The sequence below is a fragment of the Cryobacterium sp. Y50 genome, assembly GCF_002929805.1.
Classification (GTDB): domain Bacteria; phylum Actinomycetota; class Actinomycetes; order Actinomycetales; family Microbacteriaceae; genus Cryobacterium.
The window spans coordinates 68,692-84,236 of record NZ_PJJM01000102.1 but is presented as its reverse complement, the minus strand read 5'-3'; the positions used below and the strand labels follow the sequence as shown (position 1 = coordinate 84,236).

Annotated in this window: 13 protein-coding genes; 10 read left to right on the top strand and 3 right to left on the bottom strand. The window is 65.2% G+C overall.

Annotated elements, in window-relative coordinates:
* Positions 1–2: 2 nt before the first annotated feature.
* The 3 genes from CXY73_RS17600 (at position 3) to CXY73_RS17590 (ending at position 3,527) form a co-directional block, all read left to right on the top strand.
* Positions 3–1,070, top strand: a complete 1,068-nt coding sequence (locus CXY73_RS17600) for an alpha-ketoacid dehydrogenase subunit beta (RefSeq protein WP_255411399.1) — start codon at positions 3–5, stop codon at positions 1,068–1,070.
* On the top strand, positions 1,067–2,545 hold the full coding sequence (locus CXY73_RS17595; protein WP_104178473.1) for a dihydrolipoamide acetyltransferase family protein: 1,479 nt from the start codon (positions 1,067–1,069) through the stop codon (positions 2,543–2,545). Before CXY73_RS17600 ends, CXY73_RS17595 begins: the two co-directional genes overlap by 4 nt.
* A 319-nt stretch (positions 2,546–2,864) precedes the next feature.
* The gene (locus tag CXY73_RS17590) at positions 2,865–3,527 is read left to right on the top strand and encodes a VOC family protein (protein ID WP_104139642.1); all 663 of its coding nucleotides are present in this window, start codon (positions 2,865–2,867) and stop codon (positions 3,525–3,527) included.
* A 392-nt stretch (positions 3,528–3,919) separates the two neighbouring features.
* Here the strand turns inward: CXY73_RS17590 and CXY73_RS17585 are convergent, their stop codons facing one another.
* Positions 3,920–4,519: a TetR/AcrR family transcriptional regulator gene (locus CXY73_RS17585; RefSeq protein WP_104139639.1), complete on the bottom strand. Its 600-nt coding sequence runs from the start codon at positions 4,517–4,519 to the stop codon at positions 3,920–3,922.
* A gap of 82 nt (positions 4,520–4,601) precedes the next feature.
* Here CXY73_RS17585 and CXY73_RS17580 point away from each other — a divergent pair, with 82 nt between their 5' ends.
* The 5 genes from CXY73_RS17580 to CXY73_RS17560 are packed head-to-tail and all read left to right on the top strand — an operon-like array spanning position 4,602 to position 10,865.
* Positions 4,602–6,209: a carboxyl transferase domain-containing protein gene (locus CXY73_RS17580; protein ID WP_104178512.1), complete on the top strand. Its 1,608-nt coding sequence runs from the start codon at positions 4,602–4,604 to the stop codon at positions 6,207–6,209.
* A gap of 4 nt (positions 6,210–6,213) precedes the next feature.
* Complete coding sequence (locus CXY73_RS17575; protein ID WP_104178472.1) at positions 6,214–8,238, top strand: biotin carboxylase N-terminal domain-containing protein; 2,025 nt, start codon at positions 6,214–6,216, stop codon at positions 8,236–8,238.
* Between the two features lie 11 nt (positions 8,239–8,249).
* Complete coding sequence (locus CXY73_RS17570; protein ID WP_104178471.1) at positions 8,250–9,416, top strand: acyl-CoA dehydrogenase family protein; 1,167 nt, start codon at positions 8,250–8,252, stop codon at positions 9,414–9,416.
* A 22-nt stretch (positions 9,417–9,438) separates the two neighbouring features.
* Positions 9,439–9,951, top strand: a complete 513-nt coding sequence (locus tag CXY73_RS17565; RefSeq protein WP_104178470.1) for a MaoC family dehydratase — start codon at positions 9,439–9,441, stop codon at positions 9,949–9,951.
* On the top strand, positions 9,948–10,865 hold the full coding sequence (locus CXY73_RS17560) for a CoA ester lyase (protein ID WP_104139627.1): 918 nt from the start codon (positions 9,948–9,950) through the stop codon (positions 10,863–10,865). Before CXY73_RS17565 ends, CXY73_RS17560 begins: the two co-directional genes overlap by 4 nt.
* Positions 10,866–10,924: 59 nt before the next feature.
* On the opposite strand, the gene CXY73_RS17555 is transcribed toward CXY73_RS17560, so the two are convergent.
* Positions 10,925–11,428 (bottom strand): glutathione peroxidase, encoded by a 504-nt coding sequence (locus CXY73_RS17555; RefSeq protein WP_104139624.1) that lies wholly within the window; start codon positions 11,426–11,428, stop codon positions 10,925–10,927.
* Positions 11,429–11,709: 281 nt separating this feature from the next.
* On the opposite strand from CXY73_RS17555, the gene CXY73_RS22100 reads away from it, so the two are divergent.
* Both CXY73_RS22100 and CXY73_RS17550 read left to right on the top strand, forming a co-directional pair.
* Positions 11,710–11,877 (top strand): hypothetical protein, encoded by a 168-nt coding sequence (locus tag CXY73_RS22100; protein ID WP_158254158.1) that lies wholly within the window; start codon positions 11,710–11,712, stop codon positions 11,875–11,877.
* 268 nt (positions 11,878–12,145) lie between these two features.
* Positions 12,146–13,831, top strand: a complete 1,686-nt coding sequence (locus CXY73_RS17550; protein WP_104139621.1) for a ribonuclease J — start codon at positions 12,146–12,148, stop codon at positions 13,829–13,831.
* 68 nt (positions 13,832–13,899) lie between these two features.
* On the opposite strand, the gene CXY73_RS17545 is transcribed toward CXY73_RS17550, so the two are convergent.
* Positions 13,900–15,513 carry a peptide chain release factor 3 gene (locus CXY73_RS17545; RefSeq protein ID WP_104178469.1) on the bottom strand — a complete coding sequence of 538 codons (1,614 nt, stop codon included), beginning with the start codon at positions 15,511–15,513 and terminating at the stop codon, positions 13,900–13,902.
* Between the last annotated feature and the right edge of the window lie 32 nt (positions 15,514–15,545).

Below are 15,545 nucleotides of genomic sequence, written 5' to 3'. Positions count from 1 at the left end.
CCATGACTACCCTGATGACCCCCGCAACCGTGTCCACCGTTCCGGGCCTCACTGTGCCGGCTTACACCGAACCGGCGCCGACCCCGTTGAGAGAGACGAAGACCCTCACCCTCGGCAAGGCCATCAATGAGGGCCTACGACAGGCGATGCTCGACGACCCCAAGGTCGTGCTGCTCGGCGAAGATATCGGAGCCCTCGGCGGCGTCTTCCGCGTTACGAGCGACCTACAGGCACAGTTCGGCGTCCGCCGCGTCATCGACACGCCGCTCGCCGAATCGGCGATCATCGGCACCGCGGTCGGTCTCGCCTACCGCGGTTACCGCCCGGTTTGTGAGATTCAGTTCGACGGTTTTATCTTTCCAGGCTTCGACCAGATCGTCAGCCAGGTCGCGAAATTCCACTACCGTACCCAGGGGGCTGTGCGCATGCCGATCACCATTCGGGTGCCGTTCGGCGGCGGTATCGGCGCGGCCGAGCACCACTCCGAATCGCCGGAGGCCTACTTCGCTCACACCTCCGGCCTGCGGGTGATCGCTGTCTCCAACGCGCAGGATGCCTACAGCCTCATTCGGCAGGCCATCGCGAGCGACGACCCGGTGCTCTACTTCGAGCCCAAGCGCCGCTACCACGTGAAGGGTGAGGTCCTGCCAGAGCTCGGCGCTCCAATGGAGCAGGCCGTCATCGTCACTCCGGGAACGGATGTCACGCTCCTCACCTATGGCGCGCTCGTGTCGACCGCGAAGGATGCGGCGCTCGCCGCGGGCGATGAAGGCGTTTCGATCGAGGTCATCGACCTACGGTCGCTGTCCCCGGTGGATTATGCGGTGGTGGAGGCATCCGTTCGTAAGACCGGGCGTCTGGTCGTGACCCACGAGGCGGCGCAGTCGGGCGGACTCGGCGGCGAGATCATCGCGACCGTCACCGAACGCTGCTTCAGCTACCTGGAATCCGCCCCGGTGCGGGTGACCGGCTTCGACGTGCCATACCCGCCGGCCAAGCTCGAAAGCCACCACCTGCCCGACCTGGACCGTATTCTCGACGGCGTCGACCGCGTGATGGGGCGACGATGATCAAGGTGTTCAAGCTGCCCGACCTCGGTGAGGGGCTTACCGAGAGCGAGATCGTAGCCTGGCTGGTCGCGCCGGGCGATGAGGTCGCGCTCAATCAGCACATCGCCGACGTCGAAACGGCCAAGGCCGTGGTCGAATTGCCGAGCCCGTTCGCCGGTGTGGTGAGCGAGCTGCACCGTCCGGCTGGTGTGGTCGTGCACGTCGGCGAGCCGATCGTCAGCTTTGACGTGGTTGGCGATGCCGACACCCCCGATGCCGGTGCAACGGATGCCGACACCCCCGATGCCGGTGCAACGGATGCTGCGGCCCCCGCTCAAGCTGAGAAACGCGAGGCCAACCTGGTCGGCTATGGACCCGCCGTCGAGCGCGGCGGCCACCCGCAGCGCCGAGCCCGACCGGGTGGCGGAGCGGCGGTCTTAGCCAGCGGGCTCGCCGTTGATGATCCTGCAGAAGATGGTTCCGCTGGCGGTCAGGCCGTTGGCGACACTGCTGCTTCCGTCGGCCGGGCAGCGCCAGACGCCGGGACCTCTGCCGTCACCGACCAGGTGACGTCCGTCGACCAGCCCGCAGTAACATCCGGTGCAGACCGGCCGCGCTCGACGCCGCCGGTGCGCGCCCTGGCCCGCGACCTCGGCATAGATCTCACCACGGTCACCGGAACCGGGCGCGACGGCCTGATCACCAGAGATGACGTGCGCGCCCACATCACCAAGTCGGTGCCGGCGACCGGTCTGCCCGTAACGACGCCCGACCGATCCGGGCCAGAAGCGTTCCCGCGGGAGACCCGCGCGCCGATCAAGAGTCTGCGTAAGCTCACGGCAAAGGCCATGGTGCAGAGCGCGTTCACGGCACCGCACGTGACCGAATTCCTCACCATCGACGTTACGCCGACCGTGGAGCTGCTCGATTCCCTGCGTGCCGACCGGGGCTTTGCCGATGCCGGCATTGGAATCCTGACCGTGGTGGCCAAGGCGCTCTGCATCGCCGTTGGCCGCACGCCCGCGGTGAACACCCGGTGGGATGAGTCGGCCGGCGAAATCGTGCAGTTCCACTACGTGAACCTCGGCATCGCTGCGGCCACCCCGCGTGGCCTGGTGGTGCCGAACATCGTCGACGCCGACCGACTCGACCTGCAAGGCCTCGCCGCGGCGCTCGCCGAACTCACGACGGCAGCCCGGGCCGGCACGACCGCCCCGGCGGCACTGTCCGGCGGCACGATCACGGTCACGAACATCGGGGTGTTCGGTATCGATGCCGGCACGCCCATTTTGAACCCGGGGGAGGCGGCGATCCTCGCGATGGGCGCCATCCGTTCGCGACCGTGGGAGTATCGCGGCCAGATTGCATTGCGCAAGGTGCTCACGCTCAGCCTGTCCTTCGATCATCGTCTGGTCGATGGCGAGCAGGGCTCCCGCTTTCTCGCCGACATCGGCACCATCCTCGCCGACCCGGCCCGGGTTCTGACCATGATCTAGCCCGGGCTGATCCGCGCTCACGCCTGCGCGTCGTGGCCAATTCAGGAAATCAGGTCGAAGTGAGGGCCTCAAGCGCGATTCTCGGGTGGTTATCCGACGGTTTTCCTGAATTAGCCACGCGGTGGGCCGGCATTTCTGCAACCATCCCCGGCACTCGTCGACCTCACCCAGCTCGCTGCGCATAACTCCTGCATCTTGTATGACTGACCGAAAAGTTCCGCGGAATTCCGGGGTACCTAATTTCTAATTCAGCAGATTTCAGGAGTTATGCACCAGACGGGCGGTTGACCGGGGCGCGGCAGCGGAGGACAGTGGAAGCATGAACGCTCACGGAGCACTCCTCGCCCCCTTCACGACGAAGAAGCAGTTGGCCGACACCGCTTTTGTGCACCTCGACGGGTGCCTGCACGCCTCTTTCCGCACCAAGAACTTCGCCTCAGCCCTCGAACTGGTCAACCGCGTTGGCGAAGTGGCGGAGCAGATGAACCACCACCCCGACCTGCGCCTCGGCTACGGCACCGTCTCGCTCATTCTCACTTCGCACGATGTTGGAGGAGTCACCGCTCGCGACGTCGCGCTCGCCGCGCGGGTGCAGCAGATCGCCGACAGCCTTGGTGCGACCGCTCGCCACCAGCAGCCAGCCCGCTACGACATCGCAATCGACTGCGCAGACGCGGATGCCGTGCGCCCATTCTGGCGGGTCGGTCTCGGCTACACCGAGGTCGCCGGCGACGACGGTATCGAGCTGGTCGACCCGCGTGGTCTCGCCCCCAAGGTCTGGTTTCAGCACATGGAAATCGCCCGCACCGACCGTAACCGCATCCACTTGGACGTCTACGTTCCGAGCGACGATGCCGAAGGTCGGGTCGCGGCCATGCTCTTGTGCGGCGGCGTACTGCTCACCGACGAACACGCACCCGACTGGTGGGTCCTCGCCGACGTCGAGGGCAACGAGCTCTGCGTCTGCACCGCCGCCTTTTGATTCGAGCGTGCAGTGCAGCTTCCGTCACGCGGAGGTGGCTACTGCATGGGGTGGTAGAAATGCAGGCCCACAAGCGCGCCAGCAGGGTCTGCCAAACAGTTCTACCGGTGTCGATTAGGACGCCCATATGCGACACTGGCGATCCGCCGCGACGAGACCGTTGGTGCTGCTGATACTGGCTGGCTGCTCAGTGCCGCCACCCACAACCGCAACCCACGACCGCTCTTGTCGGTGAAATACTCCTCGTCGCTCGGTCTCTGCTTGTAGAAGGGCCAGTCCTCATCGACCTCTCGAAACCTGTGGCTGAACTGGGATCTACCCATAACGACGGTGAGGCGCGGAGTCAGCGGACGCTGATCGCACAGTGTGGAACGAGGAGGGCTCCGTTCAGGTCATCGCTGGTCAACCGGGACCAGTGCAGCGAGTGCCATTTCGGTCAGCACCCTCCGCACATCGGTGCGCGGAGCGACGACGGCGCTGTGCGGCGTCGAATTCAGCAGGCCGAAGGTCGCGTGGGAGCGAATGCGCAGCAGCGTCTCATCGACCGTGGGATGCACCCGGTGCAACACCTCCACCCAAAGTTCCACGTACTCGCGTTGCAGCAGGCGCACGCGGTGGCGGTCGGACTCGGCGAGGCTGTCGAGGTCGCGGTCCTGCACCCGGATCACCTCAGGGTTCGACAGAGCGAAGTCGACGTGAAAGCGCACGAGGTCGCTCAGCGCGGCCGCGGCATCCGTTGTCTCAGCCACGACGGCCCTGCCACCTGCCACGAGGTCCTCGCTCACGTCGATGAGGAGAGCGGCGAGCACGGCTTGCTTGCCGCTGAAATGCCGGTAGACGGCGGGTCCGCTCACCCCGACGGCCGCGCCGAGATCTTCGATCGAGACCCCGTTGAAGCCTGAGCGCGCGAACAAGGAGGCCGCCGCACGGAGCAGGGCGGAGCGCCGGTCGGCCTTGGCCTGGCTGCGTGTGGTTCTCTGTGTGCTGGACATTTCAGTTAACACTAGCTAGCCTGATTTGAGTTACCGAACATTAACTGTGATTGGCACCCAGTCGAAGGAGACGCAGCCGGCGATGCACGTACTCACCAGTGAACTCGACCACACCGCTCCGGACTTTCTCGCCAACGACACTGGACAACGCGCCCTCGTCGCCGACCTTCGCTCGAGGCTGGCCGCGGCTGCGCTCGGCGGTCCCGAGACATCCCGCCAGCGGCACGTCGCCCGTGGCAAGCTCCTGCCGCGGGACCGCGTTGACCGCCTGCTCGATGACGGCAGCCCCTTTCTCGAAATTGCACCGCTGGCCGCCAGCGGCCTCTACAACGACGACAGTCCCGGTGCCGGCCTCATCGCCGGAATCGGCCTCGTCCACGGCCGACCCGTGCTCGTGATCTGCAACGACGCCACCGTCAAGGGCGGAACCTACTATCCGCTCACGGTCAAGAAACACCTACGCGCCCAGGAGATCGCCGCCGAAAACCGGCTGCCGTGCATTTATCTCGTCGATTCCGGCGGCGCGTTTCTGCCCCTGCAAGACGAAGTCTTTCCCGACCGCGAACACTTCGGTCGCATCTTCTACAACCAAGCACGGATGTCCGCGGCCCGAATTTCGCAGATTGCTGCGGTGCTTGGCTCCTGTACGGCCGGCGGCGCCTACGTTCCGGCGATGAGCGACGAAACCGTGATCGTTCGAAATCAGGGCACCATCTTTCTCGGCGGCCCGCCGCTCGTCAAAGCGGCGATCGGTGAGATCGTCTCGGCCGAAGAACTCGGCGGCGGCGACCTACACTCGCGCGTCTCCGGCGTCACCGACCACCTCGCCGAGAACGACGAGCACGCCCTGCAGATCGTGCGCGACATCGTTTCAACTCTGCCGCTGCCGGCCGGGTCGGCCTGGCCGGTGCTGCCGGTGCGTGAGCCGGCCGTATCAACCGACGAGCTGTACGGCGTAGTGCCGGTCGACGTGCAGCAACCCTACGACGTGCGCGAGGTCGTGGCCCGGCTCGTCGACGCGAGTGAATTCCACGAATTCAAGAAGGAGTTCGGCACGACCCTCATCACCGGATTCGCCCATCTGCACGGCCACCCGGTGGGCATCGTCGCCAACAACGGCATTCTGTTCGCCGACTCCGCTCTCAAGGGGGCCCACTTCATCGAACTGTGCGACCAGCGCGGCATTCCACTGCTTTTTCTGCAGAATATCTCCGGGTTCATGGTCGGCAAGGACGCCGAGGCCGGTGGCATTGCCAAACACGGCGCCAAAATGGTCACCGCCGTCGCCACCACCCGGGTGCCCAAGCTCACGGTCGTCATCGGTGGCTCCTTCGGCGCCGGCAACTATTCCATGTGCGGCCGGGCCTACTCGCCCCGCTTCCTCTGGATGTGGCCGGGCAGCCGCGTGTCAGTGATGGGCGGCCCGCAAGCCGCCGCGGTGCTCGCGACTGTCAAACGCGAACAGATCGAGGGTCGCGGCGATGAGTGGTCGGCGGCGGACGAAGCTACCTTCAAGAAGCCGATCGCCGAGCAGTATGAACAACAGGGCAGCCCCTACTACTCGACCGCCCGACTCTGGGACGACGGCGTCATCGACCCGGCCGACACGCGCACCGTGCTCGGACTGGCGCTCGGAGTCTGCTCCGCCGTGCCGCTGCCCGACCCCGCCTTCGGCCTGTTTCGGATGTGACCCGATGAATACCCCCTTCGATACCGTGCTCGTCGCCAATCGCGGCGAGATTGCGTGCCGCATCATTCGCACCCTGCGCGAGCGGGGCATCCGCTCGATTGCGGTCTACAGCGACGCCGACCGCGGTGCCCGGCATGTTCAATTAGCGGATGCCGCGGTGCGGATCGGCCCCGCAGCCCCGGCCCAGAGCTACCTCAGCATCGAGCGCGTTCTCGCCGCCGCGGTGCAGACCGGCGCCGAAGCCATTCACCCCGGTTACGGGTTCCTGAGCGAGAATCAGGCCTTCGCGCAGGCCTGCGCCGATGCCAAAATCATCTTTATCGGGCCAAGCGTCAACGCCCTGGCCGTGATGGGCGACAAGATCCGTTCCAAGAACCACGTCGCCGGGTTCGGAGTGCCGATCATTCCTGGAATCGCCCGCCCCGGACTCAGCGATGAGCAGCTCATCGAGGCTGCCGTTGAGGTGGGCTATCCGCTGCTGATCAAACCGTCTGCCGGCGGCGGCGGCAAGGGTATGCAGGTTGTCGAGAGCGCCGAGCAGCTCGCCGACGCTCTGCAGACCGCCCGTCGCGTGGCAGCGAGCGCCTTCGGCGACGACACCCTGTTCCTGGAGCGTCTCGTCGCGACCCCCCGCCATATCGAGGTGCAGGTGCTCGCCGATAACTACGGCGCCGTCATCCACCTCGGTGAACGCGAGTGCTCGTTGCAGCGTCGCCACCAAAAAGTGATCGAAGAAGCCCCGTCGCCACTGCTCGATGCGGCCACCCGGGCCCGCATCGGCGAGGCCGCCTGTGCCGCCGCACGTAGTGTCGACTATCGAGGCGCCGGCACGGTTGAATTTCTGGTCGCCGCTGATGCTCCAGATGAATTCTTCTTCATGGAGATGAACACCCGACTGCAGGTGGAACACCCAGTCACGGAACTCGTCACCGGCGTCGACCTGGTCGACTGGCAGCTGCGCATTGCCGCCGGGGAGCCGCTGACGCTCGAACAAGCCGATATATGCCTCAGCGGGCATGCGATCGAGGCGCGGGTCTACGCCGAGAACCCCGACCGTGATTTTCTACCGATGACCGGCACCGTGCTCGCCCTGCGCGAGGCGACCGGAGAGGGTATCCGGGTTGACAGCGCCCTTCTGGTCGGCCTGGAGATCGGCGGAGCTTACGACCCGATGCTGGCCAAGATCGTGGCCTGGGGCTCCGACCGGGCGACGGCGATCGCCCGTCTCGACCGCGCCCTCGCCGATACCCTCGTGTTCGGCGTACATACCAATCTGGAATATCTTCGCCTGTTGCTGCACGACCCGGCCGTGCTGGCCGGCGAGCTCGACACCGGGCTGATCGAACGCACCCTGCCGCATTTGGTGTTTCGGCAGGCCGATGAGCACGTGCTCGTAGCCGCAGCCCTGCTGCTGCATGCTGCCCGTGCCGATGTAACCACCTCCATCTGGCAGCAGCCGAGCGGCTGGCGCCTTGGCGAGCACCGCAGCGCGCAGTATCAGCTCGGTGTGGGCGGCGGAAGAATCGTGAACGTGAGCGTTCGCGGGGAGCCGCGCGCGGCATCCGTTGCCGTCGGCGAGCACCGGAACGTCCGCGGCAGTCTCCTGGCAGTGGATGCTGACCGGGTATGGGTCGAGTTCGCCGGCGAGACGCGCCTGTACGACCTGATACGCACGACCGGCCACCTGCACCTCGGGCACGGCGGGGTCGCGTTCGACCTCCTGCTTCCCACCCGGGCCGAACAACTTGCGGAGATGCTCGGCGGCCTTGGCCGCACACCGGGCGAGCTGCGCCCAGAGGTGCGCTCCCCGATGCCGGGCACCGTCGTGTCGGTGCCGGTCACGACCGGAGACCGAGTCGTCGCCGGGCAGACCCTCGCCACGATCGAGGCCATGAAAATGGAGCACAAACTTTTGGCAACGCAGCCGGGCACTGTCTCCATCACCGTCGTTCCCGGCGATCTCGTGCGCCTCGACCAGATCGTCGCAACCGTCAGGGCCGAACCCGGCGCCAGCACCACCCCAGACTAGGGAGCGTCACATTGAGTTACGAACTGAGCCCCACCCAGCAGGCCCTCAGCGACCAAGTACGCGACTTTGCCGACACCGTCGTCGCGCCCGCCGCCTACGAATATGACACCAAGCGCAGCCTGCCCTACGGCATCATCGCCCAGATGGGCGAGATGGGTCTCTTCGGCCTGCCGTTCCCGACGGAATACGGTGGCCAGGGCAGCGACTACTTCTCGCTCTGCCTCGCGGTCGAACAGCTTGCTCGCGTCGACCAGAGCATCGCCGTCACTCTCGAAGCCGGTGTCGGCCTGGGAATCATGCCGGTGTACCGTCGCGGCACCGAGGAGCAGAAGCAGCGGTGGGTTCCACTGCTCGCGAGCGGCACGGCACTGTCTGCCTTCGGCCTCACTGAAGCGGATGCCGGCTCCGACGCTGCCGGCACCAAGACCACCGCAGAACTCACGAACGGTGAATGGGTGATCAACGGCAGCAAGCAGTTCATCACCAACTCCGGTACCGAGATCACCCGGCTGGTCACGGTGACCGCGGTCACCGGCCAATCGACCCGCACCGACGGTTCCATCAAGAAGGAACTCACCGCCATTCTGGTGCCGACCCCGGCACCCGGTTTCACCGTACTGCCCGCCTACGACAAGGTCGGCTGGCACACCTCCGACACCCATCCGCTGCTCTTCGACGACGTGCGTGTGCCGGAGGCCAACCTGCTCGGCGAGCGTGGCCGTGGATTCGCGAACTTCGTGCAGACCCTCGATGAGGGCCGCATCGCCTTCGCCGCGCTGTGCACCGGGGCGGCGCAGGGCTGCCTCGACGAGTCGGTGCGCTATGCCAGGAGCCGTAACGTCTTCGGCCGTGCCATCGGGTCCAACCAACACATCGCGTTCAAACTCGCGCGCATGCAGGCGCGCGTGCACACCGCGCGTCTCGCTTACTATGACGCGGCGCTGAAAATGATCAACGGCAAGCCGTTCAAGATGGAGGCCTCGATCGCCAAGATGGTCGGCAGCGAAGCGGCTATGGACAACGCCCGCGACGCCACCCAGATCTTCGGCGGATACGGTTTTCTGAACGAAAACCCGGTCGCCCGGCACTATCGTGATTCCAAGGTGCTCGAGCTCGGCGAGGGCACAACTGAGGTTCAGCTCATGGTCATCTCGCGGGCCCTGGGCTTCGCCGGCTGACCTGAAGAAATTGGAGAAGCGGATGCCCGATTCCAGTACAAAGGAACTGCAGCCGGGGGAGCGCCACCCGGTTCAGCAGCGCGGCCTGTACTTCGAGGAGTTCGACCTGAAGGCGCTCTACCAGCATCGCCCCGGTCGCACCGTGACCGAGGCCGACAACGTGCTGTTCACGACGATGACCATGAATACCCAGTCCCTGCACCTCGACGCGGCCTGGTCGGCAACGCAGCCGTTCGGTGAACGTCTGGTCAATTCCATGTTCACCCTCTCGACCATGGTCGGCAGCTCGGTCGCCCAGTTGACCCAGGGTACGATCGTGGCGAATCTGGGGTTTTCGGCCGTAGCGTTTCCGCATCCGCTGCACCATGGCGACACTCTGTACTCGGAGACCATCGTCACCGACAAACGCCTGTCGAAGAGCCGGCCGGGGCAGGGCATTATCACGCTCGAGCATACCGGGCGCAACCAGGACGGCGTCATCGTCGGCACGGCTGTGCGCACAGTGCTGGTCTGGTGCCGGGGGGCAGCAAAATGAGCGGCTCGTTCGACGGTGGCCCACTCGATCCCGACCCGTTTGAGGAGTATCCGACCGGCCCGGACCGCTTCGACGACAGCCCGACCGGACTGAGTCCCTTCACTCCGGCCCCGTTCACCCTCGGTCCCGCTCTGCTGTTCTGCCCGGCCGACCGTCCCGATCGCTACGCGAAGGCCGTTGAGCGGGCCGATGCGGTCATTCTCGACCTCGAAGACGCCGTCGCTCCCGCAGCCCGGGCCGACGCGCGTCGGGCGCTGATTGAGCATCCGCTCGACCCGATGCGCACGATCGTGCGCATCAATCCGGCCGACACGGCCGACTTCGCGCTCGACCTGGCCGCGCTGGAGCGCACGGAATACCGCGATGTGATGCTCGCCAAGACGGTCAGTTTCGGCCAGGTCGAGTTGCTCGATGCATTTCGAGTGATCGCGCTTTGCGAAACCGCCGCCGGCGTCATCTCTGCATCCGAGATTGCCGCGGCACGAAACGTCGTCGCGCTCATGTGGGGTGCCGAAGACCTGGTCGCGTCACTCGGTGGCACGTCCAGCAGGTTCCCCGACGGCCGCTACCGCGACGTCGCTCGCCAGGCCCGCTCCCAGGTATTGTTGGCTGCTCGAGCCCACGACAAAGCCGCGATCGACACCGTGCACCTCGACATCACCGACACGGTGGGGCTCAGTGACGAGGCAGTGGATGCAGTCGCGAGCGGCTTCACCGCTACCGCGTGCATCCACCCCAGCCAGGTCGAGGTCATCCGGTCGGCGTACCAGCCGACCGCCGCCGAGGTCGATTACGCCCTCGGGCTGCTTGAGGCGGCAGCCAGTGTGCGCGGCGTCTTCCAGCACGAGGGCCGCATGATTGACGGCCCGGTACTGCGTCACGCCGAGGCCGTGCTGCGCCGAGCCGCCCGCTGACGCCCCGCGCCGGGGCGTCTGCTCGCCGGGCCCACCTTAGGGTCCTGGGCCCATGCGGATCAGGCGGCTTTGGCGGCCAGAACCTTTTCGATCGCGTCGACGATTACGGTCGACTCCGGCTCCACTGACGAGGCGAAGCGGTCCACGATTTCGCCAGTCGAGGTCACCAGAAACTTCTCGAAGTTCCACTTGATCAGGCCGGGCATGAGTCCGTGCTTGAACTTCGTCAGCTCCGCGTAGAGCGGATGCTGCTGCTTTCCCCGCACATCGACCTTGGCCGTCATCGGAAAGGTCACCCCGTAGGTCATGCCGCAGAATTGAGCGATGTCCTCTTCGGTGCCGGGTTCCTGGCTCATGAACTGGTTGCTGGGTAGGCCGAGCACCACTAACCCCTCGTCGGCGTAGCGCCGGTACAGCGCTTCCAGACCGGCATACTGCGGGGTGAACCCGCACTTCGAGGCCACGTTGACGACAAGAACCGTCTTGCCGGCGTAAGCGCCGAATGTGGTTTCTGATCCGTCGATGAGGGTGAGGGGGATGTCGTACAGCGCAGAAGAGGTCATTAGAGAACTTTATCGATGCCGCATCTGAGCTGGCTGCACAATCCCTGTGTAAATTGTGCGCCGCCCCTATAGGCCGACCCGTTCACGTACTATCATATGAGTTCAGAAATCATGGCGGTCCATTAGAGGATCCGGATTTCTCAGCCCGCGCGGCGCAGCGCATTCTTCCCGCCGACCGGGCCACCATCCCCAGTTTCACTCGAATCAGGCTTTCGCCTCGAGCGACGCTGTCTGCTCTGGCCAGCCATCGGTATCCGTTTATAGATTGCACCAGGAGCAGCATGAATTCCTACGTTTCGAAGCGCACTGAGCGCACCACCACGGCCAACGAGTACGTCACTCAAGACGTTCGACGCGCGATCACCGCCACCGGCTACGTCAGCGGCACCGCGCTACAGCTTGAAGCCGGTTGCTATGTGTCGGCACGGGTCACGCCGTGTAGTCGATAGCCAGACCGACCGCCAAGGTCGGTGACACACAAAAGGGGACTCCGCCGAGCGCGGGGCCCCCTTTCGTGTGCCCGAAACTCCGAGCGAGGATGCGTCGGTAGACTAGGAGCGTATCTGGCCGGTATTTTGCTTGCCCGCCAGCTGCGACACGAGGTACGCGTATGCGCGCTGAAGCCCCCGGAGCATAATCGCTGCGCTTCCCGTATGCCTGAGCTCGGTCCCCCCCCACACCTGGACATGCAGTACCGCAGACAACGAAATGAGATTCATGAATAACCACTACCTCGACCTGAGCACTCCGCCGGCACTGCCGGCCCGCGGCATGCGCATCATCCCGCTCGGAGGCCTCGGCGAGATCGGCCGCAACATGACCGTCTTCGAACACAAGGGAAAGCTGCTCATCGTTGACTGCGGCGTTCTCTTCCCCGAGGACAACCAGCCCGGCATCAACGTCATCCTGCCCGACTTCACCGCCATCCGCGACCGCCTGCAGGACATAGAGGCCATCGTGCTCACCCACGGCCACGAAGACCACATCGGCGCAGTGCCGTACCTGCTCAAGGAACGCGGCGACATTCCCGTCGTCGGCTCCAAGCTCACCCTGGCCTTCCTCGCTGCCAAGCTGCAGGAACACCGCCTCAGCCAGAACTTCATCGAGGTGAAAGAGGGCGAGCGCCGCACCATCGGCCAGTTCGACCTCGAATTCATCGCCGTGAACCACTCCATCCCCGACGGCCTGGCCATCGCCATCCGCACCGAAGCTGGCCTCGTGCTCGCCACCGGCGACTTCAAGATGGATCAGTTCCCGCTCGACAAGCGCCTCACCGACCTCGGCGCCTTCGCGCGCCTGGCCGAAGAGGGCGTCGACCTGTTCATGACGGACTCGACCAACGCCGAGGTTCCCGGATTCACCACCGCCGAGAAAGACATCGGACCGGCGATCGACACCGTGTTCCGCACCTCCCCGCGCCGCATCATCGTGTCGAGTTTCGCGAGCCACGTGCACCGCATCCAGCAGGTCATCGACGCTGCCGTCAAGCACAACCGCAAGGTGGCCTTCGTCGGTCGCTCCATGGTGCGCAATATGGGCATCGCGAGTGAGCTCGGCTACCTCAACATTCCCAAGGGCCTCCTCGTGGACATGAAGGCACTCGAGCGCATGAAGGACGACAAGGTCGTTCTCATCTGCACCGGTTCGCAGGGTGAGCCGATGGCCGCGCTCTCGCGCATGGCCAACCGCGAGCACGTCATCAAGATCGGCGAAGGCGACACAGTGCTGCTCGCGAGCTCGCTGATCCCCGGCAACGAAAACTCCATCTACCGCGTCATCAACGGCCTGATCCGCTGGGGTGCCAACGTCGTGCACAAGGGCAACGCCAAGGTACACGTCTCCGGTCACGCCAGTGCCGGCGAGCTCGTCTACTGCTATAACATCGTCAAGCCGGTCAACGTCATGCCGATCCACGGCGAATGGCGCCACCTCACGGCCAATGCTGACCTCGCCATCGCGACCGGTGTCCCCGAAGAGAACGTCATTGTCGTCGAAGATGGCGTCGTCGTCGACCTCATCGACGGTCACGCCAAGGTCACCGGCCGGGTTGTCGCCGACTACATCTTCGTCGACGGTATGACCGTGGGCGGGGCATCCACTGCCGCGATGGAAGACCGTCGCAAGCTCGCCGAAGACGGCACCATCACCATCCTCGGAATCCTCAACGCCAAGACCGGCACGCTCTCCGAGCCCGTCGAGTTCCTGGCGCGCGGATTCGTGCACGACGACGAGTGGGTCAAGGGCGCTACCAAGGTCATTGACGAGGCCATGAAGGCCGCGAACCGCATCAAGATCGTCGACGGCGCCGAGCTCGAAGACCTGTTCACCCAGTCCGTGAGTCGCTGGATGAACCGCAAGTATCGTCGCAGCCCGGTCATCACCTCCGTGGTCGTCGACGCGTAACAGCACCGACAGAACGAGAAAGGCCGCATCCTCCACGAGGATGCGGCCTTTGCTATTCAGCGCACCAGCTACATGAAGTCGTCCGCCGTCGCGTTCGCGATGTCGATCAGCACGAGCTTCGGGTTTTCCTTGGCAATCGCCTGCAACCGCCAGGGCGTGCTGAAGAGGGCGAGCAGCGTACCGTCGGAGCGGGTGAAGACCTCGACCTGACGGGTTCCGGCGAGCACGAGCGCGCTTTCCTTGTCGGTCTTGCGGGCCACCTGGTATGGCAGCGCTTCCATGCGAATGTCGGCGTGAAAGTCGTGCACCATGCGATCTTCGACAACCTCGAACTGCATGGGTCCGACGGCGCCGAGCACCGGAGCCTGTTCGCCCCGCACCTCCGAGCGCATCACCTGGATGATGCCCTCATGGTCGAGCTGGTCGATACCGCGGCGAAACTGCTTATGCTTGCTGCTGTCGACCGGGCGAATCGCCCGAAAGTGTTCGGGGGAGAACAGCGGCAGCGGCGGAAACTCCACCCGCTCGTCTTCGAAGATTGAGTCGCCCACGCGCAACGCCGACGCGTTCACAAGTCCGACGATGTCGCCGGGCCAGGCCTGATCGGTGACGGTACGTTCCTTGCCGAACAACTGCTGGGCGTACTTCGTGGCAAAGGGCCGGCCGGTCGCAGCATGCGTCACGATCATGCCGCGGCGAAATTCGCCGGAGCAGACGCGCACGAATGCCACGTGGTCGCGGTGCGCCGAGTTCATACCCGACTGCACCTTGAACACAAACCCTGAGAACGGCGAGCTGACCTTGCGCGGGTTGCCGTCGATGTCGATGCGGGCTTCAGCCGGTGGCGCGAACTCGACCAGGGTGTCGAGCAGCTGCTGCACCCCGAAGTTGGCCACGGCCGCGCAGAACAGCACCGGGGTGGTCTGCCCGTCCAGAAACAGCTCGGAGTCGTGATTCTGGGACTCTGCGTCGAGCAGCTCAGATTCTTCCACAGCGGATGCCCAAGCCGGACCCTCCTCGATCGCCGCGTCGGCCGCATCCAGCCGCACCGATTCGGCCACGGTCGCTCCACCCGCCGTGCGGGTGTAGCGCAGGAAATCCCCGGAGCGGCGATCGAGCACGCCGCGCAGGTCGCCCGCCTCGCCGACCGGCCAGTTCAGCGGGGTCGGCAACAGACCGGTACGGGTCTGGATCTCATCCATCAGTGCCAGGGGAGTGTCGCCCGGCCGGTCCCACTTATTGATGACGGTGATGACGGGGAGCCCGCGCTGCTTGCAGACGGCGAACAGCTTCATGGTCTGCGGCTCGAGACCCTTGGCGGCGTCGACGAGCATTACCGCGGCATCCACTGCCGAGAGTACCCGAAAGGTATCCTCGGAGAAGTCGGCGTGGCCGGGGGTGTCAACGAGGTTGATCACCGCGTCGTGGTACTCGAACTGAATCGCAGCGCTGGTGACCGAGATACCACGAGCCTTTTCCATCTCCATCCAGTCCGAGACGGTACCGCTGCGACCGGCCTTACCGTGCGTGGCGCCGGCCGAGGTGATCGCGCGGGCGTGCAGCAGCAGCGCCTCGGTCAGCGTGGACTTTCCGGCGTCGGGGTGGGAGATCACGGCGAAAGTACGGCGCCTGCGAGCCTCACGGAGAACCTGAGGGTTGGGCACGTCGGCGAGGTTGGTCATGGCTGCTTTCCTGCGGCTGATTTGGGCAGGAT